This is a genomic window from Erwinia sp. ErVv1 (genome assembly GCF_900068895.1).
In the GTDB taxonomy this organism is placed as follows: domain Bacteria; phylum Pseudomonadota; class Gammaproteobacteria; order Enterobacterales; family Enterobacteriaceae; genus Erwinia.
Genome location: NZ_CDPK01000013.1, coordinates 78,051 through 104,045 on the forward strand (window position 1 = coordinate 78,051; position 25,995 = coordinate 104,045).

Consider the following 25,995-nt stretch of genomic DNA (forward strand, 5'->3'; position numbering starts at 1 on the left):
CAGAGTAAAGGGACGAAGCGATTCGTCCCTTTTTCATTGGCCCGCGCCAAACGCTATCGACGATCAGGATTTAACGGCCTGATTCAACCAGTCCTTAAAGCGGGCATAGGGAATATAGAGCGAAACGTCTTTGTACAGCGCTTTACCGGTTTTCAGGTCATTGATACGGTCTGAATAGCCGACGATAACGCCTGCCACCGAGTCATCAGCGGCATTATAGACTGCCCCGCCGGACATACCTTTTACCACGCCTGCATCAGACGCGACCACCACGCAGCTGACTTTGTTCCACTCATTTTTCAGGCCGGTATTGACCAGGTTGGTGCCGGTCGATGCCACCGGCATGGCGGAGATAAAGCTGTAGCCGTAGAGGTTTATTTTGTCGCCAATGTGGCCATTACGGAAGTGGGGCGGATGAAAATCGGTGTTCTTATGGTACACCACCGCCAGGTCACATTCAGGATGGTAAGCCTTCACCCGATACAGGGAGTATTTCGCCACGTGCGCGGCGGTCAGGCTGTATTCAGACGTGAGCGGTATTGTGGTGCCGAGCGTACCCACCCCTAAGACGGTCGGGATCCCGGTAACGGTCATATCTACCCGTTTTTCAGCCTCGCTACTGTACTCATACTTTCCGACGGAACATCCGCACAGCAGCAGGGTGAGCAGGAAAATAGCACGTTGCATCTTATTTCCTCGGCAATGAATCGATCAAGCACAGCACTGGGATGCCCGTTGGAACCGTTATCGAGGTATCGGCTTTTACACGCAAAGCTTTAACTATTTCACTTATTGCCCAGACTACTGTTTATCTGACTTAAGGCAAATTTAAGTTGCACCTGGAGGGGAAAACTAAGATCAATCCTGGAGAGACCCGGCTGGCGGGCGGGTTATCCCTGGCGGGTGATGCTGCGCGTAATGAATTAGAGCCAGTCTTCCGCGCGAAGTCCTGATACGCGAGAGAATTCACGCATATTGTTGGTCACGATGACCAGGCCCTGGCTGCGGGCGTGCCCCGCAATCATCTGGTCGTATGGACCGATCGGTTGGCCTGCTCTGGCCTGCTCGGCCCGTATTTGCCCGGTATGCATAGCGGCATGACTGTCATAATTCAGCACGTCCAGCCGGGCGATAAAACCCTCAATAACCGCCAGATTACGCTCGGGCTGGCTGCTTTTCTCTGCGCCGTAGATAAGCTCCATCAGCGTTATGGTACTGATACATAGCTGCTGATGATGACGGTTAAACTTTTCCCGAACGCCCTCCGGTTTATTTTTGATGGTAAAAATACAGATGTTGGTGTCCAGCATATACTTGAGCATCAGAAGCTTTCCCGTTCCTGTGAACCTGGCTGTTCGCGTGAAGACATAAAATCAGCGGTAACGGATTCGCCCTCAAACCATGTGTCCCAGGATTCACCTACGGGAGTAATAATCCGGGTTCTGCCGATGGCGACAACATCGACATGCTTAATGTCATCAGGCAATGCGACAGTTTTAGGTAATCGAACGGCCTGACTGCGATTAGTTAAAAATACGGTGGTTTTCATTTTGACCTCACTCAGGGATATACATGATGTGTATACAGCCTGCCATAGCGGACGTATATGTCAATGGGATATACAGTAGTTCACATTCGCGCTAACGCCTGCCGCATCGCCACTTTTGCTTTTTGGGCAACAGATTATTGCCTCATATGGGCTATAAGTTGCTCCTGAGCTATGCTGTAATTACTTCTATGACGCAGATCAAACTTTTAACCCTGTTTGCGGTTATCTGCCTCTTCGCGCGTCCTTTTCCTGCCGTTTATGGCGGGTTCATTTACTTCCCGGGAGTCTTATTCATGCCTGTTTCATTACTGGCGCTGGCGCTAAGTGCGTTCGCCATCGGCACCACCGAGTTTGTCATCATGGGGCTGCTACCCGATGTTGCAGGCGACCTGCATGTCTCTCTCCCTTCTGCGGGCTGGCTGATCAGCGGCTATGCGCTGGGCGTGGCGATTGGCGCACCGATTATGGCGCTGCTGACCGCTAAGCTTCCGCGTAAGCTTACGCTTATTCTGCTGATGTCGATTTTTATCGTCGGCAACGTGCTGTGTGCGCTGGCCTGGAACTATAACCTGCTGATGCTGGCGCGAATTGTAACGGCGCTGTGCCACGGCGCTTTCTTTGGCATCGGTGCCGTCGTGGCGGCCAGTCTGGTTGCACCCGCCCGTCAGGCCTCGGCGGTGGCGCTGATGTTCACCGGCCTGACGCTGGCTAACGTGCTGGGCGTGCCGGTGGGAACCTGGTTCGGCCAGCTGTTTGGCTGGCGCGCCACCTTCTGGGGCGTAGGGGTGATTGGGATCCTGGCGTTTATCGCGCTGATTGTCAGCCTGCCCAACAACCGCAATGAGAAGCCGGTCGATCTTGCCAGTGAAATCGGCGCGCTGGCGAACGGTAAACTGTGGCTGTCACTGCTGATGACGGTCTTTTTCGCCGCCGCGATGTTTGCGCTGTTCAGCTATATCGCGCCGCTGCTGCTACAGGTTACTGGTCTCAGTGATAAAGGCGTCAGCTGGACGCTGTTTCTAATCGGTGCCGGCCTGACCGTCGGTAATATCCTCGGCGGCAGGCTGGCAGACTGGAAGGTATCGTTCAGTCTGATCCTGAGCTTTGCGCTAATCGCCCTGTTTTCACTCGCCTTTAGCTGGACCAGCCATGCGCTGTGGCTGGCTGAAATCACCCTGTTCCTCTGGGCGATGGCGACCTTTGCGACCGTGCCGGGACTGCAAATCAACGTGGTCCGCCACGGGAAGGAAGCACCCAACCTGGTCTCTACCCTGAACATTTCGGCATTTAATATCGGCAACGCGTTTGGTGCCTGGGCCGGTGGGGCGGTTATTGCGGGCGGCTATGGTCTGACCCGCGTACCGGTCGCCGCAGCGGTACTGGCCGCCGGGGGCCTGGTCGTCTGCCTGCTCACCTTCCGTCGCTCACGCGGCCAGACTCAGGCTGCACGGGCCTGACGTGGGATAACCAGACGCAGGCCGGGGCACTGACAGCGCGTTGCAATCGGGCGCGTTTACCTGCGCCTGGCATTGTTCTCCGCCGGAACAAACCGCGTCTGGTTAATCCAGCATCGCGCTCAGGCGCTGGTGAAACGGGCCGATCTGCTGCCGAAGATGGTCGCTAAAGGCTTCTACCAGCGCCGATGAGGGGCGATGCCGTGGCCGCACCAGGCTGACCGTGAAAGGGACGTTAATACTGAAACGTCGAATAACCACACCGCTGCCGGCGTAATCCAGTGCCGTCAGTGGATTCACCACCGAAATCCCCACCCCAGCCCGCACCATGGCACACACCGACGCGGCGCTGTGCGTCTCCATTACCATCCTGCGTTTCACGTTGTGCCCGCTAAAGAGATCGTCCAGCAGCTGTCGGTAACTGTCCGTCCGTGACAGGCTGATGTAGCTGTGTCCCTCGAAATCCTGCGGCGTCAGGCAGGTTTTTTGGGCCAGCACATGTCCCTCCGGCAGTACGCACACTTCATTACCGGTAAACAGCTCGGTACGCTCGGTGCCCGCCGGAACCTGGCTGGTTTCCGTCAGGCCCAGATCGTAACGCTGGGCCGAAAGCCACTCTTCCAGCAGCGGTGACTCCTGCGAAATAATGTTCAGGCTGACATCGGGGAAGCGCTGTAAAAAGGGCTGGCAGAGCAGCGGCAGCAGCGACTGTGCAAACACCGGCAGGCAGGCCACAGAGAGTTCACCCTGGCGAAACTGACGCAGCCCCTCGGCGGCGCTGATAATCCGGTCCAGCCCGTACCAGGATCGCTGCACCTCCTCAAACAATTTCAACCCCTGCACGGTCGGCTGTAATCGACCGCGCACCCGGTCAAACAGTTTCAGGCCACTGAGCTTTTCCAGCCTCGCCAGCTCGCGGCTGACCGTCGGCTGCGAGGTATGCAGCATCGCAGCCGCCTCGGTGAGGTTGCTGGTGGTTACCACCGCATGAAATATTTCGATATGACGCAGGGTTATCGCTGCCATGGGTGTTCACGCTCTGTCGGACAAAGCCATATCATGGATGAATAGATCAGGATAAAACAGATATTTTTCACCCTGCCTCTGCTGTGGCGTAATAGCCTTAACCCGCTAAGGAGAAACAGAATGCCGCGCCAGCTTGATAACACCGAAACAGCCCTTAACCGTACTCATTTACTCCCGCTGGTTCGCCAGACTGGCGGCCCTGTCTGGGTGTATGACGCCAGCGTGATCCACCAGCGTATCAGCCAGCTGCAGCAGTTTGACGTGGTGCGTTTTGCGCAAAAGGCCTGCTCAAATATTCATATCCTGCGGCTGATGCGCGCGGCAGGTGTAAAGGTGGACTCCGTGTCGCTGGGCGAGATAGAACGTGCGCTGGCGGCGGGGTTCCAGCCCGGGGGCGATGATATCGTCTTTACCGCTGACGTGATTGATCGGCCCACGCTGGCGCGCCTTGCCGCGCTGAAAATCCCGGTCAACGCAGGCTCGGTGGATATGCTGCACCAGCTCGGGCAGGTTTCACCGGGTCATTCCGTCTGGCTGCGCATCAATCCGGGCTTCGGTCACGGGCACAGTCAAAAAACCAATACCGGCGGTGAAAACAGCAAGCACGGCATCTGGCATAGCGATCTGGCACTGGCGCTTGAGGCGATTCAGCGCTATCAGCTGAAGCTGGTGGGGATCCATATGCATATTGGATCGGGCGTCGACTATGGTCATCTGGAACAGGTATGCGATGCCATGGTCAGCCAGGTTGTCGAATTCGGTCAGGATTTGCAGGCGATCTCAGCCGGAGGCGGCCTGTCCGTGCCTTATCACTTTGGTGAAGAGGCGATTAATACTGACCACTATTTCGGCCTGTGGGATGCCGCTCGTCAGCGCGTTGCTGAGCACCTGGGGCATGCGGTTAAACTGGAGATTGAGCCGGGCCGTTTTCTGGTCGCCGAGTCGGGCGTCCTGGTCTCGCAGGTTCGCGCCGTCAAGCAGATGGGAAGCCGCCATTTTGTGCTGGTCGATGCCGGTTTTAATGACCTGATGCGTCCCGCCATGTACGGCAGCTATCATCATATTTCCGCCATTGCGGCCGATGGCCGTGACCTGCACGAAGAGAAGACCCTCGAGAGCGTGGTGGCCGGGCCGCTGTGTGAGTCTGGCGATGTGTTCACCCAGCAGGAAGGTGGCATGGTGGAAACCCGCTCGCTGCCTGAGGTTAAGGTGGGGGACTATCTGGTATTCCACGATACCGGTGCGTATGGCGCCTCAATGTCCTCTAACTACAACAGCCGCCCGCTGCTGCCAGAATTCCTGTTTGAGAACGGCCAGCCGCGGCAGATCCGCCGCGCGCAGACCATCCAGGAGCTGATCGCGCTGGAGCAGTAACTCAGAGGGGGCTGTTTCCCCCTCCCTTTTCCCGAGCCCCTTCAGCCAGCAAGCCCGAATTTCCTATACTGCCACGCCTGCCAGCTCCTTTCTCAACAGTACCAGCTCCTCCGCCAAATCGCGGCACAGCATGGCATTCATCAGATGATCCTGCGCGTGAACGAGGATCAGCGTGACCGGCACCTTACCGCAGCCCTCATCGGCGCCAATCAGCTGGGTCTGGATATGGTGTGCCTGCTTCGACGCTGCCAGCGAAGCTGCAAGCGCGTCATCGGCCTGCGGCCAGTCGCGCTTGCGGGCGAACTGTATTGCGCTCATCGCATGGGATCGCGCCTCGCCCGCATTGATCAACAGCTCCATCATCGTCTGTTCGAAATCCATCACTGCCTCCGGTTATTGGTATGCCAAAAAGCGTGATTACATACTATCGGAATGCCAATAAGCGCTTCTGAGAAGCCAGTCACAGAAACTTAAGGGCGTTTTGCTAGTTTTGGTATGCCACGAGAACGGAATTTCGTCAGTGAAAAAAATTGGGATGCCTGACCACTTACTTCTGAGGTACGACGCATGTCTTTACAGGATCGGCTTATCGACTCACTGGGGAGTTTCGCCACCCGTTTTAACAGCTATCGCTACATCATGGCGATCAAGGCCTCGTTTATCACCCTGATGCCCGTCATTATCGTTGGTGCATTTTCAGTGCTGATCTCCAATATGGTTCTGGATGGCAAAAATGGGCTGGCCAGCTTTCAGGCGCTGGCTTTTCTGGCCGATCTGAAACCGATAACGACCAGCATCAATTACGCCACGCTCAGCTTCCTGAACATTGGCGCGGTATTTCTGATCGGGATTGAGTTAGGCAAAATCAACGGCATCAAAACTCTTTTCCCCGGCCTGCTGGCGATTATCTGCTTTATTGCCGTCACGCCCACCACGCTATCCATGCTGGTTGAGGGGCAAATGCACGTGGTGACCGACGTGCTCGCCAAACAATTTTCGGACACCAAAAGCCTGTTCCTCGGCATGTTTATCGCCATCCTTTCCGTTGAAATCTATTGTCGACTGGAAAATATCGACCGGCTAAAGATAAAAATGCCGGATACCGTTCCCCCCAACGTGGCGGCCTCGTTTTCAGCCCTGATACCGGCCATTATCACCGTCTCCGCCGTGGCGACCTTTGGCTTTATCTTCCACTCGGTGACCGGCATGTATCTCTATGACGCCGTTTATAAGGTCGTGCAGGAGCCGCTGGAATCGGTGGTGCAAAGCCTGTGGGGCATTCTGCTGCTGATGTTTGTGGCTCAGCTGTTCTGGGTGATCGGCATTCACGGTAATCAGATGGTTAAGCCTATCCGTGAACCGCTGCTGCTGGGGGCTATTCTGGTCAATATGAATGCCTTTGAGCAGGGCAAAGAGGTGCCAAATATCATCACCATGCCGTTCTGGGATGTCTATATGAGCATCGGCGGATCCGGCCTGACTATCGGCCTGCTTAGCGCGGTGATGCTTGCCACCCGGCGAAAAGAGATGCGCGAAATCGCCAAGCTCTCATTTGGGCCAGGGCTGTTTAACATCAATGAGCCGGTTATCTTCGGTATGCCCATCATGCTGAATCCGATCCTCGCTATCCCTTTTATTATCACGCCGCTTATCACCGGCTCGATTGGCTACTTTGCAACGGCTTTGGGCTTTGCCGGGAAGGCGGTGGTGATGGTGCCCTGGACCACGCCGCCAATTATCAACGCCTGGCTCTCTACCGCCGGATCCATGGGCGCGGTGGTGACCCAGATACTCTGCATCGCCGTATCGGTACTGGTCTATCTGCCCTTTGTAAGAATCGCTGCGCGCCGCGCCGAAGCGGCGGAATCAGCGCTGATGTCGGCTGAACAGCGCTAACCTGAGGAGAAAAAATGAGCAACGTTATCGTCACGCTGCCGGACGACTTTATTCTGGGGGCCGCCGCCTCTGCCTGGCAGACTGAGGGCTGGAGCGGCAAAAAAGCTGGGCAGGATTCATACCTGGACGCCTGGTATAAAAATGACCGCCACGTCTGGCACAACGGCTACGGGCCAGCGGTCGCGACGGATTTCATCAACCGCTATAAAGAAGATGTCGCACTGATGAAGGCCGCCGGACTGACCCACTATCGTACCTCGATCAACTGGTCCCGCTTTCTCACCGATTATGAGAATGCCGTCGTCGATGAAGAGTATGCGGCATACTACGACAGCCTGATCAATGAAATGCAGGCGCAGGGGATCGAGGTCATGCTCTGCCTTGAGCATTACGAACTGCCCGCCGTGCTGATGGAAAAATATGGCGGCTGGGGAGCGAAGCAGGTGGTGGAGCTTTACCTGCGCTATGCCGGAAAGGTCTTTGAGCGCTATGCCGAAAAAGTTACGCGCTGGTTCACCTTTAATGAGCCGATTGTGGTGCAAACCCGCGTCTACCTTGATGCCATTCGCTGGCCCTACGAGCAAAACACCGCGAAATGGATGCAGTGGAATCACCATAAAAACCTGGCGACCGCCAAAGTGGTAAAGCTCTTCAGGGAAAAGGGCTATCGGGGCACGGTAGGCACTATCCTCAATCCGGAGGTGACCTACCCGCGCTCCAGCGCGCCACATGACGTCCTGGCGGCTGAACGCTACGATCTGTTTTATAACCGGGTATTCCTCGATCCGGCCATCCTGGGGACGTATCCCGCCGAATTGATCGCGCTGCTGGCGAAGCATCAGGTCCGCTGGGATTACACCCCGGCTGAGCTACAGCTGATCGCAGAAAACCGCGTCGATGAGGTGGGGATCAATCTCTACTATCCGCACCGCGTGAAAGCCCCTTCGCGCGCCTGGCATCCTGAAACGCCGTTCCACCCGGCCTTTTACTACGAGCACTTCGAGCTGCCGGGCCGCCGCATGAATAAATCCCGCGGCTGGGAGATTCAGCCGCGCATCATTTATGACATGGCGATGAGGATAAAAAATGAGTACGGCAACATTCCCTGGTTCGTGGCCGAAAGCGGAATGGGCATAGAAAATGAAGTGCAGTTCAAAAATGCGGACGGCGAAATCCAGGATGATTACCGAATTGAATTTATCACCGAGCATCTTTACCAAACGCTAAAAGCGCGGGCAAAGGGGGCAAACTGCCAGGGCTATATGCTGTGGGCGTTTACCGACAATGTTTCACCGATGAATGCCTTTAAAAATCGTTACGGCCTGATTGAGATTGATCTTGAGGATAATCGCGCTCGCCGGATGAAAAAATCGGCCCACTGGTATCGACGCCTGCGCGATTCACGCCGGCTGGTGGTCAACCTTGATGATGAAATGAAATAGGGGAGCTAAATGAAACGTATCCTACTGGCCTGCGCGGCAGGTATGTCCACCTCAATGGTGGTGACCCGGATGGAAAAAGAGGCGACGACGCGGGGGCTGGAATACCGCATCTATGCCATTCCTGAACAGAATTTGCGTGACGAACTGGAAAGCTGCGGCAGCGAGGTAGCGGTGGTACTGCTTGGCCCCCAGGTGCGCTTTAAGCTGGAAGAGAACCGCAAGCTCACCGACAGCTATCAAATCCCGATTGCGGTGATTGATTCCGTCGCCTACGGCACGCTTAACGGCGCAAAAGTACTCGATCAGGCGCTGGCTTTGGTAAACTAGTCCGATTAACTCGTCGATGGCGGGTCTTCTGTCCTCCGGTGGAGCACAGAAGACCCGCGCTGCGGAACTGGACGGCGGGATTACCATGATCGTTAATGCGTTAAGGGTGAATGAGTGGAAAAGGGCGTGCCGGGGCAAGAAAAGAAACAGTATCAGGAAATTGGGCAGCATCTGCGTCAGCAAATTATAGAGGGTGAGTATGCCGTCGGTTCCCGGCTGCCGCCTGAACGTCATATCGCAGAAACCTGGGGCGTCAGCCGCACCATCGTGCGCGAAGCGCTACTGATGCTGGAACTGGAAGGCACGGTGGATATTCGGCAAAGCTCGGGCGTGTATGTGATGCGTATTCCTTCGCAAAGCAGCGATGAAGAGGAAGCATTCTTCCGCAGTGACGTCGGGCCGTTTGAAATGCTCCAGGCGCGCCAGCTGCTTGAAAGTAATATTGCCGCCTTTGCGGCTAAGATGGCGACTAAAGCGGACATCGAAAATCTTAAACGCATTCTGGAGCAGGAGCAGAAGGCGATTGCGGTGAACGATACCAGTCAGGACAACGACAAGGTGTTTCACCTGCTGCTGGCGGGGGCGACGCAAAATCAGATGCTGTTGGATACCGTAACCAGTATCTGGCGCCATCATGAAAACAGCCCGCTGTGGTCACAGCTGCGCAGCCATATTGAAACGCGCAGCTACCGGCTGAAGTGGCTGGGTGACCACCAGACCATTCTGGCCGCGCTGCGGCGTCGCGACGTAATGGGGGCCTGGCAGGCCATGTGGCAGCACCTGGAAAACGTCAAACATTCCCTGCTGGAGCTATCAGACGCGGATGCGCCAGACTTCGACGGCTATCTGTTTGAATCCGTGCCGATTTTCCAGGGAAAGCTGGTGTAGCTCAGGGCGGCGGTAATATCGCTTGCTTCAGACGGGCGAGCCCACCGAATGGCGACGGACCAGCGTCGGGCTGAACATATTGGTGACCTCTGGCAGCGGCTGCTTGTTAGCCAGCGCTAACGCCAGCGCGGCCGCCTGCTGGGCCATGGTAACAATCGGATAGCGTACCGTGGTCAGGCGGGGCCGGACATAGCGGGAAACCAGCACGTCATCAAAGCCAATCAGGGACATCTCTTCCGGCACCCGCACGCTATTATCACTCAGCACCGCCAGCGCGCCCGCCGCCATCGAGTCGTTGTAGCAGGCCACGGCGGTAAAGGGCTTACCGCGCCCAAGCAGTTCGGTCATCGCCTGCTCGCCGCCAATCTCATCGGGTTCCCCCAGCGCGACCAGCCGATCGTTGCACGGAAGATTATGCTCTTTCAGCGCATCGTAATAGCCCTGCAGGCGGTCCTCCGAATCCGAGATAGGATGCGTAGAACAGAGATAGGCGATGTTCTGGTGCCCCTGCTGGATCAGATGGCGGGTCGCCAGCCAGGAGCCATAGCGGTCGTCCAGGGCAATACAGCGCTGTTCGAAGCCGGGCAGGGCGCGGTTAATCAGCACCATACCGGGAATTTGCTGCATCAGCGGGATCAGTTCATCGTTCGCAATCTTCTTGGCATGGACGACCAGTGCCCCGCAGCGGTGGCGGATTAGCTGTTCAATCGCCTGCCGCTCTTTCTGCTCATTATGGTAACCGTTACCAATCAGCAAAAAGTTGCCGGTATCGTAGGCGACTTCCTCTACCGCTTTTACCATCGCGCCGAAAAACGGGTCCGAGACATCCCCGACAACCAGCCCCATGGTTTCCGTCGACTGCTGAGCCAGCGCGCGCGCGTTGGCGTTGGGATGGTACTGGAGCTGAGCCATGGCGCTGTTGACCGCCTGGCGGGAGTGCTCACTGGCTTTAGGTGAATGGTTGATCACGCGGGAAACCGTAGCGACGGAAACGCCCGCAAGTCTGGCAACATCCTTTATGGTAGCCATAGGTTCTGGGCCTTCCTGGGTAAGCGGTTACATTGCCCTAAGTGTTGCGGAAATCCCCAGTAACTTCAAGCACACAGAATGCCAGCGCCGTCGCAAAGCAGAGTAAATTCTGCGGGTGGGGAGATCCGCTGGTCAGACAGTGAGATGCCATTGGGCAGGATTTACCCTTGTGATAAATTGTCCATCTCAAAAGCGCAATAGCGTGAAAAAATGCTACCCTGACTTTCCATAAAAAATGCCTGTCGGACCCGATATGACCCTAAAAAAAGTGCCGCACCTTGCCCACTGGGGCGCCTTTAACGCCGTCGTGGAGGCGGGGAAACTGCTGCGCTGCGAACCCTTTTTTGCTGATCAGGACCCGTCGCCCATGCTTAACAGCATTCCGGAACTGGTCTATTCCGATAAGCGGATTCGTCGGCCAATGGTGCGCCGTTCGTGGCTTCGCTCGCGTGAAAACAGTGACCGGACGCTGCGCGGGCGTGAAGACTTCGTTGAAGTTGACTGGGATACCGCGCTTGACCTGGTGGCGGAAGAGAACCGTCGGGTACGCGATCGCTACGGCGCAGAGGGCATCTTTACCGGATCTTACGGCTGGTCATCGGCAGGGCGGGTCAACCATGCCCGCACGCTGATCCGTCGCTTCTACTTCACCGGCGGCGGCGGTATTGATCAGCTCGGCAACTACAGCTGGGGCGCGGCGCAGTTCTTTCTGCCCTATGTGATCGGCACCTATATGCCGCTGACCGGGCGGGTTACCGACTGGCCGAGCGTTGTTGAACATTGTGAAATATTTATCGCCTTTGGTGGCCTGGCGCTGAAAAACGGCCAGGTCGCGTCCGGCGGGGCAGGGCAGCACAGCCTTAAACCCGCGCTGCTGGCGCTGGCGGCCAAAGGCACGACGGTTATCAATATCAGCCCGATGCGCGATGACTGCCCGGCGTTCGTCAACGCCGAATGGATCCCTATCCGCCCCAATACCGATGTGGCGCTGATGCTGGCTCTTGGCTTTGAAATCGAACGGCTCAACGCCGTGGATACGGCGTTCCTGCACTCCCACTGCGTGGGGTATCCGCAGCTACGCCGTTATCTGCTGGGGGAGAGCGACGGTACGCCGAAAACGCCGCAGTGGGCCAGTGAGATAACCGGGATCCCCGCAGAGCGAATTCAGCAGCTGGCTAAACAGCTCACAGGCAAACGCAGCTTTATCACCTGTTCCTATTCGGTTCAGCGTGCGCACCGCGGCGAACAGCCCTACTGGATGATGATCGCGCTCTCCTCCATGCTCGGCCAGCCTGGCCTGCCGGGAGCCGGTTTCTCATTTGGTCATGGCTCAATGAACAGCGTCGGTAATCCCCGTATAGAAGGACCCGCACCGCTGATGTCTACCGGGATTAACCCGATCGCCGACCGGTCAATCCCCGTTGCGCGTATCAGCGATATGCTGCTGCATCCCGGTGAACCCTATCGGTTTCAGGGCGAAACGCACACCTATCCGGATATTCATCTGGTTCACTGGGCGGGCGGCAACCCTTTTCATCACCATCAGCAGCTAAACCGGCTGGTGGCTGGCTGGCAGCGGCCCGATACGGTCATCGTACAGGACATTGTCTGGACGCCGGCGGCCCGGATGGCGGATATTGTGCTGCCGGTTACCACCTCTCTCGAGCGTAACGATATCGGTGGTTCCTCCCGCGATCGCTTTGTGCTGGCGATGCACCAGGCCATTAAACCGCAGCATCAGGCCCGTAACGATTTTGATATTTTTGCCGATCTCGCCGAGCGGCTGGGCTATCGCGAGGCCTTTACCGAAAACCGCAATGAAGCGCAGTGGATAGCCCATCTTTACCAGCAGTGTGCCGTCGCCCACCAGCGCAAAGGCGTTCACTGGCCGGAATTCCAGACCTTCTGGGAGCAGGGCTACGTCGAAGTACCCGCAGGGGAGAAGCCCTTCGTCTTTATGGAAGCGTTTCGTGATGACCCGGAGGCCAGCCCGATTAAAACCGCCAGCGGCAAAATTGAGTTGTTCAGCGAGACGATTGCCGGTTATCAGCTGGACGACTTTGCTCCGCATCCTGAATGGCGGCCGCCGGAAGAGTGGCTGGGTGCAGAGATCGGTCAGCGTTTCCCCCTGCATATGATCTCTGTTCAGCCTGCCGATCGTCTCCATAGCCAAATGGATGCCACGCCGTCGGTGCAGGCGAACAAAACGGCCGGGCATGAAACGCTGTGGATGCACCCTGAAGATGCTGCCGCGCGCGGCATCGTCGATGGCGACGTCATTGACGTGAGTAACGATCGCGGCAGAATGCTGGCGGGGGTCAGGCTGACTGAGGGCGTCAGCCGCAGCGTGGTGCTGATCGCGACCGGCGCCTGGTTTGATCCGGGTTTTGGCAAAGCCTGGCAGCCTTACGACCGGGCGGGAAATCCAAATGTCCTGACGCTGGACATCGGAACCTCATCCCTGACCCAGGGGCCTAATGCGATGAGCTGCCTGGTGGAGATCCGTCGGGCAAAAGATTGCAAAACAGCCTAAGAAACTCATGGCTGGTTACATTTTGCGGGTAACTGTTGCGAATGCTGGCTGGCGGCGGGCGCGGCCAGCTTGGTACAGTTTATATCCCAGAGGTATTGATGGGTGAACATCAAAGTTCTCATGCTTTTCTTTCACCAACCTGCGCAGATGCGCAGGTTTTTTTTCGCGCCAATCACGATCTGAAACACAGTTTCCCTGTTATCTCCCCTGCATTTTTTGTATAACTCCCAGCCAGTTGCCCAGCAGAAATCAGCAGATAATTCATGTCCCGCATAAAAAAAACACTGGCTAAAGACCTGGCCAAAACGCCGTTTCATCCTCTTCGCTTTCGTATAATTTGCCTTGGCGTGCTTGGCTGCCTGGTGCTGCTGCTGGCGTGGGTCGGTGATTTGCAGCTCATTAATCATCCGATGCTGGAAAAGCAGGCGGATGAACGCTCGCTGCGTACCGTTGCTATCCCCACCAACCGGGGGACGCTGCTGGATCGTAACGGCGAGGCGCTGGCGCTTAGCGTGCCTTCGCGCGATATCATTGCCGACCCGCAGCGCGTGCTGGAAGCGCATCCCGATTTCACCAGCGCCAAATGGGAATATCTCTCCAACGCGCTCGGTCAGCGGCCAGAACAGATAGCCCAGCAGATTAATGCCAATCCCAACCGGCGCTTTCTTTATCTGGGGCATAAAATTGAGCTGGGTATTGCCCGGGACATCGCGAAACTGCATCTGACCGGCATCTCTACCGTCTATAACGACAGCCGTTTTTATCCTATGAGCGATGCCACTGCCCCGCTGCTTGGCATTGTTGGCGCGGACAACAGCGGGCTGACCGGACTGGAAAAAGGCTTTAATAAAGTGCTCCAGGGGACGGCGGGCAGCGAGAAATATCGTCAGGACGCCCACGGCAATATCGTGGCGATGATCAACTATGAGCCACCCCGCCAGCCACCAACGGTTCAGCTCAGCATTGATAAATTCGATCAGTACACGCTCTATACGCGTCTTCGCGACGGCGTGCTGCTTAATAAGGCGGATTCCGGGGCGGCGGTGCTAATCAAAGTGGACACCGGTGAAATCCTCGGGATGGCCTCCTATCCGTCATTCAACCCCAATAATTTTGTCGATGTGTCACCTAACCAGATGCGCAATACCGCCATCAATGACAGTTATGAACCCGGCTCGACCGTTAAGCCGCTGGTGGTGATGGAAGGGCTGATACGTAAGCTGGTCAGGCCCGATTCGGTGCTGGATACCACGCCTTATCGCGTTAACGGTCACCTGATACGTGACGTGGGGCACTGGCCGCGTCTTACCATGACCGGCATCCTGCAGAAATCGAGTGATATCGGCGTATCCCATATTGCTCTGGCAATGCCTGCTGAAGTGCTGGTTAACACCTTCAGCTCCTTTGGGCTGGGGAAACCAACGGATCTGGGGCTGACCGGGGAGAGCGTGGGCTATTTCCCACGGCACCGCGAACGCTGGGCGGATATTGAACGGGCAACCTTTTCATTCGGCTACGGCCTGCGCGTCACGCCGTTACAGATCGCCCGTGAGTACGCCACGCTCGGATCCTTTGGTATCTACCGGCCTCTTTCCATCACTAAAGTAACGCCGCCGGTAATGGGTACGCGCGTGGCCGACGAGGATACGGTGCGTTCGGTAGTGCATATGATGGAGAGTGATGCGCTGCCGGGCGGAAGCGGGGTACGTGCCGCCGTGCCGGGCTATCGTCTGGCAATCAAAACCGGTACGGCAGAGAAAATGGGGGCCAGCGGCAAATATGACGGCGGCTACATTAACTACACGGCGGGCGTGGCACCGGCCAGCAACCCCCAGGTGGCGCTGGTGATTATGATCAACCACCCAACAGCGGGCGATCACTTTGGTGGGTCGGTTGCTGCCCCGGTATTCGGCAATATTATCGGGCCGGTACTCAAGCATATGAACGTGGCACCGGATGCCCTTTACTCTACGCATAGTGGTTAAGGTTCTGCGCCTGGCGACTAAATACCTGGTTAGCCAGAAGAGGTCCCAGACTTCTAACGGGAAGAATCAACCCGCCTGGGGAGGTTCTTTCCTTTTTGCGCAGAAGACTATGCCCAGAAAAAAAGGATCTCAGACAGATCCTTTTTTATTTTCAGAAATTGTTCTCGTTACCAGCGACCGTAAGGGTATTTTTTCCCTTTAATAAACTCCTTTATGTCTTTGTCATATCCATAAGAAAAATCGCTCCTGGTTATACCTTTGCAGATATCTAATTTATCGCCGGATAACGTATACAGAACTGACGGCGTGACGCGATAATTAGGCTCAAAATTTATACCCTGTAGCCAGACGGCTATCTTTCCTTCCGGGGCCAGCCCGATTTGCACTCTGTCGTAATACGCTATATTCCCCTGATAATTCCTGGTCACGCTTGGCCTGAGCATTTTTTCCAGAACGGGTTTAGGGATCGTCAGGTGGGTCTCATACACCTTTTTATCGATCACCGAGTCCCAGCAAAAAATAATATGCCGGGGAGGACGTTTAACGTGATTCCAGTGCCCTCCGGCAACACGATCCCTGTCATTCCACTCGCCGATAACACCGGTTAGATCAGACGTTCGGTTCAGCGTGTTAAAGCGATAAATCGTACCATCAGCGTCCTGAACAACGGCGAACGTTACCAGCGCGGGCAGCGCTTTAGGCGTGAAAAAATCAAAGGTCCACTCTTTTGGGGTATCGTTTTTAGCGGCTGTGGAACGGTTCCCGCCCACACTGTGACAGGCTGTCAGAATCAGCACCGAAAAAAGTCCCACCTTGCGGATTATTTCCATATTTTATGTCCGTCCATATCGTAAACTGTTCGCTGCCAGCGCTCGTCAGGCCGGTTGGTAAAGGTCACCAGCTTCGCCGGTTTGACCGCCCCAGTGACCATTCCCAGACCGTCTCTGACCACACCGTTCCAGTTGGCTGAGCAATGAAGGTACTGCCCCGCCAGCATCTCGATTTCCGGGGTAGTAAAGCCGGTCACTGGCTGACCGCCACGGGCGGCACGCCCCATAACGATTGCTTTTTCACACAGACTACTGAGTTCTGAACGAAGTCTTAATTCTGCATTTGTCTCCCGAATAGGATCAAATACCACGCCCGCATCCTGCGCCGCATCGAGCATGACCCGCAGCACCACCTTTGACCAGTCGTTACGCGTCGGACGGTCAATAACCGCGGCCGCGCCGCTGCGTTTTTGTAGCGTACCGTAACGGTCGGCGGGCATCCGTGCATCGTGCCAGGTGTCGATATTGATCTCCACCGCCTGCAACAGCGGGGCTATCGCCGGCCAGCTATCCATCATCCGGATCTGCTCACCCGCCTGCTGATAAATCCGCGTTTTCGTATCTGACGTGGAAAGAGGGACGGTTTCAAACTGAGGGCGGGTCAGAAAATAGGCTTCGTGCTCGTCGGGATTGTAGCCTCCGCCAATGTCGGAGTGCGCACCGGGCAGGGCCAGCTCCGGCCAGGCAGGTTTTACGCTGTTCAGCGCGAAGTTAAACCGGCATTCGTGCTGTGCGGTGATATGAAAAACCTTCTCCGCAACGCCCGGACGCAGCACGAGATCCACCTCACCGGTATCGGCGCTGTGCGGATTAAGGCCGTTCACCGGGCTGCCGATGGCCGCTACAGTATCAAATATCCCCAGAAAACGGGTTTTACCGCCTGGGGTACCTGAGAACTCAACGCCCTCCAGTCCGGCTTTAATAGCCGCAATGATAGCGCTGTCCTGACTGAATACGCGGTTGGCAAAGTGCCGCGCCGCCGCCGCACCCCGACTGAACCCGAAAATATCAAACTGCAGTTCTTTGATGACGCAGGAACGGGCATCGGCATGTCTGCTAAAATATCCCTGAATACCGGCAGAGAGTGCCGCAACGGCCTTATCGGTTTTCCTTACCACGCCGGTGTCTCCCCGGCCGGTTGCCATCCCGTAACTGCTGTCGCCCGCTCCGTCTTCCGTACCGATCCCCTCAATATAAATGGCGTACTGACCGGCTCCCGTATCGGGTCTTATTTCCGGGTTATACAGCGTATTAAGCCAGTGCACGTTGGTGTAATAGCCGAGATAACTCCCGGCGGCGGTGCCGCTAAATCCCCGGCTCAGCCGGATGCACTGCCCTAATGCAGACTCTGACTCCGCGTCGTTCATCCCAAAATGCTCAGCGGTACAGACGGCCTGACGGTCGCCGCTATTATTGGCATTGTTGCCGGTGCCATCGAAAAATACCCCGATGGTCAGCGTTATTTCACTTTTCTTTTTCTTTGCCACCTGCGCGTGCTGCTCAGGTTCGGCATTTGTCTCAGCGTTCATTTGCGCCAGCACAATATGCGCCGGTTCATAAGGGTGCGGCGGCTTTCCAGGGCCGAGCCAGTCCCCGACGCGGGCGGTTAGCCGGTTCGAACCGCGCGGGCAACCACAAATAATCAGTGCCTTATGAAACGCGACAGGAAGCCCGCCATAACTCATTCGGGGATTCCCTTCAGCAATTTTTCCGGGCTTGCCGCAGGCCGGGCAGGGGCCTACCCGGTCGCCCTGGCGCAATAAGGCGGGCATCCCGAACCAGTAGGTGTCCTGCATACTGGCATAGCAAATCGCGCCCGTTGTCGTTCTGTCTCCGTGATGCCCGAGGCCAATATCATCCAGTTCTTCCCGCCACATAAAACCACCTTTTCCTTAAGGGTTATTTTAGGGATGATACCTTAATCAGACGGGCGGATGAATAGCGGCCGATTAAACATAACATCCGTTCATTTGCTACACCGCGTCAGACGCCCTCGGCGCGTTTCGGAGGTGCAATTCATAGAAAGTAAGAGTTCCTCTTACACACTAAAAAATCGCTTAAACCCGCCTGATGAATTCTGAGGGTAGGAATCGCCATCAATTCGGCCCCTGATGGAAGACACGTATGAGGCTCTTGTTCGTCAAACGAATACGCCTATCCAGTACAATAAGCAGATTCACCTTACGGATCTAACCCTGGCCGTTAAGTGATGGTCCATGCTTCGGTATATTCCTCATTCCTGAATAATTCTTCCAGTCCTGAGAGCTGTTTCAGTCGTAGTATTTCATCCTGTTCCATGCCCAGTTCACTGGAAATCTTTTCATCATCCCACCCTTTATTGCTCAGGCTAACGACGATTTCTGTCATTCCCTGGACCGAGTTCAACCCGCGAGCACGATTGTGTCGGATAGTGGCTGCCATTCTGTCCTGCAAATGAACGTTACTGATTTTAGCAACGGGGATATAGCCGTGAAGCGATTGCTGGAGTTCAGGCGTTTCCATCCCCAGCCTGAAACGATGTTCACCATCAATAACGATATATTTATTATTTTCCTCATGTACGATTACCGGCTGAGTATAGCCATTACGTAGCAGGCTAACGCGAAGGAGGGTGAATTCATAAGGAGAAATCTTATTAGGGTTGTAGTTATTTAATTCAATATCGCTCATTTTAACCCATTCTACAGAGTCGATCGGATGGTGCTGAAAAGGACTATGTTGTGATAGCGTTTTCCTGATCTCATTTAAGCTATGAATCCGGTCTTCAAATGAGATGTTGGCGAAATATTTATTGATAAGAAAAGTGATTTTTTCAATATTCATAACAACCTCCAGTTGTCTCTTTTCGCTTTAATCCGTTTGCTGTATGTGGTGTAAGTTGACATTTTGGTCGGGCTGAATGACAGAGTGCGACACCAGTAGTCGTTTTTTAAAATACAGCTACAGATTCTTTTCCATGAGGGGATATCCTTCAGCCCAAGATCGTATTCCTGTTCTTCAGGGATGCTATTGGGAAAGCCTCTTTTTTGGTACCCGCTAAGGTAAAGGAATATTTTGTTGCGATAGTGCTCAGCGGTAGTAGGAGGAAGCGTTTTGATCAGCAGTAATGCAAACTCCTTCCAGCTCAGATTGGTGGGCTTTGCAAAATCTTTTTGCGCATAAAATGGCGAGCGTTTTCTGCCATATAATGCCCCAGTGCTGGCACCTTTTACTCGTTTGCTGGCTTTACCCCAGGTGGTGGCATCCACAACCGCGAATAGCCACAGGTTTTGCCGCTGAGCGCCTGCATAAGGCTCGGAAATGTGCATGTTTTTCGGTGAAATACCTGCCTTATACATATGCTCATAAACAGTATTGAAAGGTTTGTTCTCCCTGATGTAATAGAGCCAAATATCCTTTATTTTCCAGTCATATATGGGATAGGCGTAATAGCAGAAACCGAATTTTGAAGCTGTTGTCCACGGTTTATCATCCATGAACCGCATTTTCCTGCCCGAGGTGATAGTTCTGTAGCAGTTAAGCGAGTCTTCGGTACGGTTGCCATCCAATATGGCCGCGGAGGCATTATTTGCAAACCATTTTCCGAACTTTGCCACGAACTCTTCGCAATCCATTCCATAATAATAAAAGGGAAAGAATTTCTCATCAGTAATGGCATCCTGGGGAGGGCACCTGACCCATTCGACAGTTTTATCCCAGGGTAGCCATAGCGGCTGATGTTGAGAAGTGCTATTCAGGGCTGTCATTGGCAGCGCTACCCAATAAAACTTTTCTATAACGTCGGAATAGCATGTTTTCATGCTGGAAACATGTGCGATGGTGTCCGAATACTGGACTTCCCAATCAATGAAAAGAACCGTGAACTTTCGCTTCAGGCGCCGGGCAATATCGGCTGTAAGGTGTAATAATACTGATGAACCCTTACCTCCTGAAAAAGAGAGGCATACTGAGGGAAAGGTATTAAATACCCAGTGTATTCTTTCCTCTGTGGCGTTAAAAACGCTCTTCCCTAATGGTATTTTTTTCATCATGTTCCCTGATGAACCGATTAATCAAGATTTATTCATTCTGTGGTGAGGTGTAACCAAATGGATGATGGTAACAACCAGGCTGTTATATCAGAATGCGTTGGTGACGTATAGACAAAAATGGCCATGCATATAAAGAGTGGTGTGAATAATTACCTTTGATTATCAGTAACGCTTTAATGCTCTTATTTAGGGCGTTATCGAAATAATACGTTAGCTAAGCACGTTACGCTTAGCTAAATTAAATATGGCACCGAGCCGTTTTGACGCGAGGGTCGAATGGTGTTATTGAGAGGTTACAATAGTGGGGTTAAACGAGAAATCTACTGTAATCTTAGCCGCCTCATCACTCTCTTTGAAAAGCCATTCAGGTTCACCGGGCGCTTGTGGAATTTTAGCAATCTCCGGAGTGTACGTTAAAGGAAGCACGACGCTACCTTTTCCCGCACTAAGAGGAACAGTAAAAGGGATTTCTTTGCCAGGCGTAACGGCAGTTCCATTCAGGGAAATCAACAAGTTTGCCGTATCCAACTGTGAGGCAAACGCCCGATCGTCATTTTTGGCACTGCTTCCTGTTAATTTGATTGTACCCTGTAATGTTTTAGCCGCATTAACAATATTGCTCGACGTACTGGAACAAACAGCTTCGATGCGTGCCGTTCCATTATTCAGCTGTGTTGCATGATTCATGGCTTTCAGGGTATCAATTTTACCGAGCGTGAAACTGGTGCTTTTGAGCTCTTTTTTACAGGTTAGCGTGCCGGCTTTTTCCCATCCTCTAATATTAAGGTTGTAGTTTGAGTCTGGTGTGCCATTCAATCCTTTCACCCCATCAAGTTGGAAAAGCGTAACACCCATAGAAACCATAGAGGTGTCAATATCTCCTTCTTTTTTGAGATAGGCCTGGAAAGACATCGTTGTATGAGCGGTATTTTTATTAATTGTCCAGTTGGTATCTATCTTTCCCTCTGCCGGCGTACTGCTTAGGTCAAATGTCCCCAGATCTTTACCGTTAAAAATTAAGCCCATTTTTACACCTTTTGGTAAGGTCTCTTTTCCTCTTTTAGGGTAAGGGTAAACATATACATTTTCATTTATTTTACTGGTGCAGCTTATATCGCGGGTAAATACCTGTGATTCCCAGACTTTTTCCCCATTCTTCGTTCCAGAAAGAAAGATTAAATTATTGAGTTCGACGGGCTCAGTGATAAGCGAGTTGCTGTTAAGTTTACAGCTTAGAGCCTGTGCATGTTGAATGCTGAAAGTGGCTAAAAAAAATACTGCCATCGTGACCGGGTTTACTATTTTCATACGCACAATTCTACTCCCCTTTGTCGACCCCCTCTCGGGGATCGACATTAATTAATTTACCGTTACCCGTGGTTGTTATGCGTTCAAAAAATCATTAATTGATATTCATAACAAAATCAGCGCGGTAAAAACCAATATTCACGGGATTGATCTCTCCAAATGCGACGCCATCCAGCCAGACTGAAATGACATCGCGGCCGGGTTTAGCTGACGCAATCTGAACGGTGTAGACACCCTCCTTTTCAGAGACGTCGCTAAACGTAATGTTGTTCATATCCTTCGACTTGAATACGATCTTTTTCCCGGTAACCCTGTTGTTGTAGATATCAAAGGCTTTTAGAACCAGGCTGATAGTGCCATTGCCATCCCCGACCGTCACAGGAACTTCGCTGTAGAAGGAGGACTTGTTACTTATCTCGCCGGCAATAAACGTCACTTTGGCCTGGGCAACTGATTTACCCAGTGTGGCGGTCACGTCCCAGGTTCCTGCGCTAGTACTGGTGGCGTTAAAGGGAGCCTTACCCTCTTCGTCGGTATAGACGATAAGGCCAACCTTCAACCTGGTGTCCGTCTCACGGGCGCGCTGAAGTGTCACTTTGCTGTCAGAGGAGAGAGTGACAGCCTGGCCCCCCACCGGGTTGCCATGGGCATCCCGCACGGTCACCACCAGGGTGTCGGTGGCTTTGTCGTTTGCCACGGCATTATCGCCGGTGACCACAAGTGAGCCGATCTGCGCGGTATTGCTGTCTGCGATAAAGGTTACCACTGCATCAACGGAGGATTCGCCCAGCGTGGCGCTGACCTTCTGCCCTGCTGCAAGGGTGCTGGTAGCAGTAAACGTAACGGTGCCGTCCTTACCCGTGGTGACGGCGGGCGCGCTGAGCGCCAGGCTTTTATCGGCGGCAAGGGTCACCGTCTGATCCGCCAGCAGGTTGCCGTTTTTATCCGCTACGGTGACCATCAGCGCGGCCGTTGCTTTGCCGTCGGCCAGCACGCTATCGGCGGTGACCGTCAGGGCGCTAACCCGGGCAGTACTGGCGTCGGCAATAAAGGTCACCGTCGTGCTGCGGGACGATTTACCGAGCGTCGCTTTGACAGAGTAAATAGCTGCGGTGGTGCTGGTGGCGGTAAAGGCGACGGTACCGTCCTTCTCGGTGGTGACTGTGGCAGCGCTGAGGGTGACGCCTTTATCTTCGGTGCTGAGGGTCACCTCCTGCCCGGCCAGTCGGTTACCGTTTTTATCTTCTACGGTGACCAGCAGTCCGCCCATTGCCTTGCCGTCGGCCAGCACGTTATCGGTGGTGACCGTCAGGGCACTGACCTGGGCGGTGCTGGCATCAGGGATAAAGGTTACCGTGGCCTCGCCGAATGATTCACCGAGAGCCGCTCTGACCTTATACGCGGCAGCGATGGTGCTGGTGGCGGTAAAGGTGGCGGTACCATCTTTAGCGGTGGTGACGCTGGCCGTGCTGAGCTTGACGCCGTTATTTTCGGCGCTGAGGGCCACCTTCTGACTGGCCAGCAGGTTGCCGTGCTCGTCCTGTACGGTGACGCGCAGGGCGGCTTTGGCCGTGCCGTTCGCCAGCACGTTATCGGTGGTGACCGTCAGGGCGCTGACCTGGGCGGTGCTGGCATCGGCGATAAAGGTCACCGTCGCGGTTTTGGACGATTTACCGAGGGTCGCGCTGACCTGATGGGCCACAGCAAACGTGCTGGTGGTGGTAAAGGTGGCAGTCCCGTCCTTCGCGGTGGTGACGGCGGGCGCGCTGAGCACCATGCCTTTATCGGCGGTAAGGGCCACCGTCTGATCGGCCAGTGGGTTACCGTGCTGGTCCTGTACGGTGACGCGCACGACGGCTTTGTCCTTACCGTTGGCGACCGCGTTATCGGTGATGACCGTCAGGTCGCTGACCTGGGCGGTACTGGCATCGCCGGTATAGGTCACCGTGGCGGTTTTGGACGATTTACCGAGGGTTGCGCTGATCTCCAGGGCCGCTGCAATCGTGCTGGTCGCGGTAAAGGTGGCGGTCCCGTCCTTCGCGGTGGTGACGCCGGCAGCGCTGAGCGTGATGCCGTTATCTTTAGCGCTGAGGGTGACCTTCTGACCGGACAGCGGGTTGCCGTGCTGGTCCTCTACGGTGACGCGCAGGGCGGCCTGGGCCGTTCCGTTGGCGACCACGTTATCGGTGGTGACCGTCAGGGCACTGACCTGGGCTGTCGTGGCGTCGGCGATAAAGGTCACCATCGTGCTACGGGACGATTTACCGAGGGTGGCGCTGACCTCCTGGGCCACAGCAAGCGTGCTGGTGGCGGTAAAGGTGGCGGTGCCGTCCTTACCGGTGATAACGGTGTCAGTGCTGAGCGTGAGGCTTTTGTCTTTGGTAGTAAGTGTTACTTTTTGATTCGGCACCAGGTTACCGGTTTTATCCTTAATGGTGACGCTAAGCGCGGCCTTCGCCGTGCCATCGGCCAGCACGTTATCGGTGGTGACCGTCAGGCCGCTCACCTGGGCGGTCGTGGCATCGGCAATAAAGGTTACCCTGGCGTTGCGGAACGATTTCCCGAGGGTGGCTCTGACCTCATAAGCGGCCGCGGTGGAGCTGGTCGCGGTAAAGGTGGCGGTGCCATCCTTAGCGGTGGTGACGGTGTCGGTATTGAGCACCACGTCACCAGCGCGAAGCGTCGCGCCTATACCGGCGGTGAGGGCCACCGTCTGATCCGCCAGCGGATTGCTGTATTTGTCCTGTACGGTGACGCTGAGCTGCGCTCTGGCCGTGCCGTTGGCCAGCGCATTATCGGTGATGACCGTCAGGGCGCTGACCCGGGCGGTGCTGGCATCGGCGATAAAGGTCACCGTGGCATTTTTGGACGATTTACCGAGGATGGCACCGACGCTGTAAATGGTCGCGATGGTGCTGGTAGCGGTAAAGCTAGCGGTCCCGTCCTTCGCGGTAGTGACGGTATCTGCACTAAGCGTCAAACCCTGATCGTGAGTGAGGGTCACCTTCTGATCGGCCAGTGGATTACCATGCTCATCCTGAACTGTGACACGCAGGTCAGCTGGCGCCTCGCCATTAGCGACCACGTTATCGGTGGTAACCGTCAGGGCGCTAACCCGCGCGGTACTGGCATCGGCAATAAAAGTCACCATCGTGCTGCGGGACGATTTGCCGAGGGTTGCGCTGACCTCCTGAGCCACCGCAAGCATGCTGGTGGCGGTAAAGGTGGCGGTACCGTCCTTCGCGGTGGTGACGCTGGCAGCGCTCAGGGTGATGCCTTTATCTTCGCCGCTGAGGGTGACTTTCTGACCGTCCAGCGGGTTGCCGTGCTGGTCCCGAACGGTGACGCGCAGTTCAGCTTTGGCCTTACCGTTAGCCAGCACGTTATCGGTGGTGACGGTCAGGGCGCTGACCTGNTGCTGGTCCCGAACGGTGACGCGCAGTTCAGCTTTGGCCTTACCGTTAGCCAGCACGTTATCGGTGGTGACGGTCAGGGCGCTGACCTGAGCGGTAGTGGCATCGGCGACAAAGGTCACCGTCGTGGTTTTAGACGATTTACCGAGGGTCGCGCTGATGCTGTAGGCAGCCGCGGTGGTGCTGGTGGCGGTAAAGGTAGCGGTGCCATCCTTCGCGGTGGTGATGCTGGCAGCGCTCAGGGTGATGCCGTTGTCTTTGGCGCTGAGGGTGACTTTCTGACCAGCCAGTGGGTTACCGTGCTCATCCTGCACGGTGACGCGCAGGGTGGCTTTGGCCGTGCCGTTGGCGGCCACGTTATCGGTGGTGACCGTCAGGTCGCTGACCTGAGCGGTGCTGGCATCGGCAATAAAGGTCACCGTGGCGTTTTTGGACGATTTATCCAGCCCGGCGCTGATGCTGTAAGCGGCCGCCGTGGTGCTGGTGGCGGTAAAGGTGGCAGTGCCGTCCTTCGCGGTGGTGACGCTGGCAGCGCTGAGCGTGATGCCGTTATCTTTGGCGCTGAGGGTGACCTTCTGACCGGCCAGCGGGTTACCGTGCTGGTCCTGCACGGTGACGCGCAGGGCGGCCTGGGCCGTGCCGTTGGCGACCACGTTATCGGTNGCGGGTTACCGTGCTGGTCCTGCACGGTGACGCGCAGGGCGGCCTGGGCCGTGCCGTTGGCGACCACGTTATCGGTGGTCACCGTCAGGGCGCTGACCTGAGCGGTCGTGACATCGCCGATAAAGGTCACGGTTGCATTTTTGGACGATTCCCCCAGCCCGGCGCTGATGCTGTAAGCGGCCGCCGTGGTGCTGGTGGCGGTAAAGGTGGCAGTGCCGTCCTTCGCGGTGGTGACGCTGGCAGCGCT

At 55.3% G+C, this 25,995-nt stretch carries 22 protein-coding genes; 10 read left to right on the forward strand and 12 right to left on the reverse strand.

Translation table 11 applies throughout. From position 1 onward, the window contains the following. Positions 1-63: 63 nt before the first annotated feature. From A1830_RS16760 to vapB, 3 genes are all read right to left on the reverse strand, one after another. Positions 64-687 (reverse strand): trypsin-like peptidase domain-containing protein, encoded by a 624-nt coding sequence (locus A1830_RS16760; protein WP_067708925.1) that lies wholly within the window; start codon positions 685-687, stop codon positions 64-66. 236 nt (positions 688-923) lie between these two features. Further along, positions 924-1,322 carry a type II toxin-antitoxin system tRNA(fMet)-specific endonuclease VapC gene (gene vapC, locus A1830_RS16765; RefSeq protein WP_067708928.1) on the reverse strand — a complete coding sequence of 133 codons (399 nt, stop codon included), beginning with the start codon at positions 1,320-1,322 and terminating at the stop codon, positions 924-926. Further along, the gene (gene vapB, locus A1830_RS16770; protein WP_067708933.1) at positions 1,322-1,549 is read right to left on the reverse strand and encodes a type II toxin-antitoxin system VapB family antitoxin; all 228 of its coding nucleotides are present in this window, start codon (positions 1,547-1,549) and stop codon (positions 1,322-1,324) included. Before vapB ends, vapC begins: the two co-directional genes overlap by 1 nt. A 293-nt stretch (positions 1,550-1,842) precedes the next feature. Here vapB and A1830_RS16775 point away from each other — a divergent pair, with 293 nt between their 5' ends. Further along, on the forward strand, positions 1,843-3,006 hold the full coding sequence (locus tag A1830_RS16775; protein ID WP_067709032.1) for an MFS transporter: 1,164 nt from the start codon (positions 1,843-1,845) through the stop codon (positions 3,004-3,006). A 102-nt stretch (positions 3,007-3,108) separates the two neighbouring features. Here A1830_RS16775 and A1830_RS16780 read toward each other — a convergent pair whose 3' ends face one another. Further along, a complete protein-coding gene (locus A1830_RS16780) occupies positions 3,109-4,029 on the reverse strand; it encodes a LysR family transcriptional regulator (protein ID WP_067708935.1) in 921 nt (306 codons plus the stop codon). A gap of 120 nt (positions 4,030-4,149) precedes the next feature. Between A1830_RS16780 and lysA the strand changes: the two genes are divergently transcribed. Next, positions 4,150-5,403 (forward strand): diaminopimelate decarboxylase, encoded by a 1,254-nt coding sequence (gene lysA / locus A1830_RS16785; RefSeq protein ID WP_067708937.1) that lies wholly within the window; start codon positions 4,150-4,152, stop codon positions 5,401-5,403. Between the two features lie 63 nt (positions 5,404-5,466). Here the strand turns inward: lysA and A1830_RS16790 are convergent, their stop codons facing one another. Next, the gene (locus A1830_RS16790; protein ID WP_067708939.1) at positions 5,467-5,784 is read right to left on the reverse strand and encodes a PTS lactose/cellobiose transporter subunit IIA; all 318 of its coding nucleotides are present in this window, start codon (positions 5,782-5,784) and stop codon (positions 5,467-5,469) included. 186 nt (positions 5,785-5,970) lie between these two features. Between A1830_RS16790 and A1830_RS16795 the strand changes: the two genes are divergently transcribed. The 4 genes from A1830_RS16795 to A1830_RS16810 all read left to right on the forward strand — a co-directional run bounded on the left by A1830_RS16795 (position 5,971) and on the right by A1830_RS16810 (position 9,956). Continuing rightward, positions 5,971-7,299 (forward strand): PTS sugar transporter subunit IIC, encoded by a 1,329-nt coding sequence (locus A1830_RS16795; RefSeq protein ID WP_067708941.1) that lies wholly within the window; start codon positions 5,971-5,973, stop codon positions 7,297-7,299. A 14-nt stretch (positions 7,300-7,313) separates the two neighbouring features. After that, on the forward strand, positions 7,314-8,741 hold the full coding sequence (locus A1830_RS16800) for a glycoside hydrolase family 1 protein (RefSeq protein WP_067708943.1): 1,428 nt from the start codon (positions 7,314-7,316) through the stop codon (positions 8,739-8,741). A 9-nt stretch (positions 8,742-8,750) separates the two neighbouring features. After that, positions 8,751-9,068 carry a PTS sugar transporter subunit IIB gene (locus tag A1830_RS16805; RefSeq protein ID WP_067708945.1) on the forward strand — a complete coding sequence of 106 codons (318 nt, stop codon included), beginning with the start codon at positions 8,751-8,753 and terminating at the stop codon, positions 9,066-9,068. 114 nt (positions 9,069-9,182) lie between these two features. Beyond that, positions 9,183-9,956, forward strand: a complete 774-nt coding sequence (locus A1830_RS16810) for an FCD domain-containing protein (RefSeq protein WP_067708947.1) — start codon at positions 9,183-9,185, stop codon at positions 9,954-9,956. Between the two features lie 27 nt (positions 9,957-9,983). Here the strand turns inward: A1830_RS16810 and galR are convergent, their stop codons facing one another. Then, positions 9,984-10,985, reverse strand: a complete 1,002-nt coding sequence (gene galR, locus A1830_RS16815; RefSeq protein ID WP_067708948.1) for an HTH-type transcriptional regulator GalR — start codon at positions 10,983-10,985, stop codon at positions 9,984-9,986. A gap of 253 nt (positions 10,986-11,238) precedes the next feature. Between galR and A1830_RS16820 the strand changes: the two genes are divergently transcribed. The 3 genes from A1830_RS16820 to A1830_RS16830 are packed head-to-tail and all read left to right on the forward strand — an operon-like array spanning position 11,239 to position 15,503. Then, positions 11,239-13,518 (forward strand): molybdopterin guanine dinucleotide-containing S/N-oxide reductase, encoded by a 2,280-nt coding sequence (locus A1830_RS16820; RefSeq protein ID WP_067709033.1) that lies wholly within the window; start codon positions 11,239-11,241, stop codon positions 13,516-13,518. Positions 13,519-13,559: 41 nt separating this feature from the next. After that, positions 13,560-13,742, forward strand: coding sequence for a hypothetical protein (locus A1830_RS16825; RefSeq protein ID WP_067708950.1), 183 nt, complete (start codon positions 13,560-13,562; stop codon positions 13,740-13,742). Between the two features lie 39 nt (positions 13,743-13,781). Next, positions 13,782-15,503 (forward strand): penicillin-binding transpeptidase domain-containing protein, encoded by a 1,722-nt coding sequence (locus A1830_RS16830; RefSeq protein ID WP_067708952.1) that lies wholly within the window; start codon positions 13,782-13,784, stop codon positions 15,501-15,503. A gap of 167 nt (positions 15,504-15,670) precedes the next feature. On the opposite strand, the gene A1830_RS16835 is transcribed toward A1830_RS16830, so the two are convergent. The 6 genes from A1830_RS16835 to A1830_RS16860 all read right to left on the reverse strand — a co-directional run bounded on the left by A1830_RS16835 (position 15,671) and on the right by A1830_RS16860 (position 25,738). Beyond that, positions 15,671-16,333 (reverse strand): DUF2931 family protein, encoded by a 663-nt coding sequence (locus A1830_RS16835; RefSeq protein ID WP_067708956.1) that lies wholly within the window; start codon positions 16,331-16,333, stop codon positions 15,671-15,673. Beyond that, positions 16,324-18,210: a phospholipase effector Tle1 domain-containing protein gene (locus tag A1830_RS16840; protein ID WP_067708958.1), complete on the reverse strand. Its 1,887-nt coding sequence runs from the start codon at positions 18,208-18,210 to the stop codon at positions 16,324-16,326. Before A1830_RS16840 ends, A1830_RS16835 begins: the two co-directional genes overlap by 10 nt. A gap of 325 nt (positions 18,211-18,535) precedes the next feature. Continuing rightward, positions 18,536-19,156 (reverse strand): ParB N-terminal domain-containing protein, encoded by a 621-nt coding sequence (locus tag A1830_RS16845; RefSeq protein WP_067708960.1) that lies wholly within the window; start codon positions 19,154-19,156, stop codon positions 18,536-18,538. Then, positions 19,153-20,364: a DUF3440 domain-containing protein gene (locus A1830_RS16850; RefSeq protein WP_067708964.1), complete on the reverse strand. Its 1,212-nt coding sequence runs from the start codon at positions 20,362-20,364 to the stop codon at positions 19,153-19,155. Before A1830_RS16850 ends, A1830_RS16845 begins: the two co-directional genes overlap by 4 nt. 282 nt (positions 20,365-20,646) lie before the next feature. Then, complete coding sequence (locus A1830_RS16855) at positions 20,647-21,678, reverse strand: hypothetical protein (protein WP_156485028.1); 1,032 nt, start codon at positions 21,676-21,678, stop codon at positions 20,647-20,649. Between the two features lie 88 nt (positions 21,679-21,766). Continuing rightward, positions 21,767-25,738, reverse strand: a complete 3,972-nt coding sequence (locus tag A1830_RS16860; protein WP_067708967.1) for an Ig-like domain-containing protein — start codon at positions 25,736-25,738, stop codon at positions 21,767-21,769. A gap of 20 nt (positions 25,739-25,758) precedes the next feature. Between A1830_RS16860 and A1830_RS23445 the strand changes: the two genes are divergently transcribed. Further along, on the forward strand, positions 25,759-25,995 hold a 237-nt coding region (locus tag A1830_RS23445; protein ID WP_231877656.1), incomplete at its 3' end, for a hypothetical protein.

What these genes read in the sequence shown, in the direction of transcription:
- A1830_RS16760 (WP_067708925.1), bottom strand. Translation starts at nt 687, where the DNA reads ATGCAACGTGCTATTTTCCTGCTCACCCTGCTGCTGTGCGGATGTTCC.
- vapB (WP_067708933.1), bottom strand. Translation starts at nt 1,549, where the DNA reads ATGAAAACCACCGTATTTTTAACTAATCGCAGTCAGGCCGTTCGATTA.
- A1830_RS16835 (WP_067708956.1), bottom strand. Translation starts at nt 16,333, where the DNA reads ATGGAAATAATCCGCAAGGTGGGACTTTTTTCGGTGCTGATTCTGACA.
- A1830_RS16775 (WP_067709032.1), top strand. Translation starts at nt 1,843, where the DNA reads ATGCCTGTTTCATTACTGGCGCTGGCGCTAAGTGCGTTCGCCATCGGC.
- A1830_RS16780 (WP_067708935.1), bottom strand. Translation starts at nt 4,029, where the DNA reads ATGGCAGCGATAACCCTGCGTCATATCGAAATATTTCATGCGGTGGTA.
- A1830_RS16850 (WP_067708964.1), bottom strand. Translation starts at nt 20,364, where the DNA reads ATGATGAAAAAAATACCATTAGGGAAGAGCGTTTTTAACGCCACAGAG.
- A1830_RS16830 (WP_067708952.1), top strand. Translation starts at nt 13,782, where the DNA reads ATGTCCCGCATAAAAAAAACACTGGCTAAAGACCTGGCCAAAACGCCG.
- vapC (WP_067708928.1), bottom strand. Translation starts at nt 1,322, where the DNA reads ATGCTCAAGTATATGCTGGACACCAACATCTGTATTTTTACCATCAAA.
- galR (WP_067708948.1), bottom strand. Translation starts at nt 10,985, where the DNA reads ATGGCTACCATAAAGGATGTTGCCAGACTTGCGGGCGTTTCCGTCGCT.
- A1830_RS16800 (WP_067708943.1), top strand. Translation starts at nt 7,314, where the DNA reads ATGAGCAACGTTATCGTCACGCTGCCGGACGACTTTATTCTGGGGGCC.
- A1830_RS16795 (WP_067708941.1), top strand. Translation starts at nt 5,971, where the DNA reads ATGTCTTTACAGGATCGGCTTATCGACTCACTGGGGAGTTTCGCCACC.
- A1830_RS16825 (WP_067708950.1), top strand. Translation starts at nt 13,560, where the DNA reads ATGCTGGCTGGCGGCGGGCGCGGCCAGCTTGGTACAGTTTATATCCCA.
- A1830_RS16790 (WP_067708939.1), bottom strand. Translation starts at nt 5,784, where the DNA reads ATGGATTTCGAACAGACGATGATGGAGCTGTTGATCAATGCGGGCGAG.
- A1830_RS16845 (WP_067708960.1), bottom strand. Translation starts at nt 19,156, where the DNA reads ATGAATATTGAAAAAATCACTTTTCTTATCAATAAATATTTCGCCAAC.
- A1830_RS16820 (WP_067709033.1), top strand. Translation starts at nt 11,239, where the DNA reads ATGACCCTAAAAAAAGTGCCGCACCTTGCCCACTGGGGCGCCTTTAAC.
- A1830_RS16805 (WP_067708945.1), top strand. Translation starts at nt 8,751, where the DNA reads ATGAAACGTATCCTACTGGCCTGCGCGGCAGGTATGTCCACCTCAATG.
- A1830_RS16840 (WP_067708958.1), bottom strand. Translation starts at nt 18,210, where the DNA reads ATGTGGCGGGAAGAACTGGATGATATTGGCCTCGGGCATCACGGAGAC.
- lysA (WP_067708937.1), top strand. Translation starts at nt 4,150, where the DNA reads ATGCCGCGCCAGCTTGATAACACCGAAACAGCCCTTAACCGTACTCAT.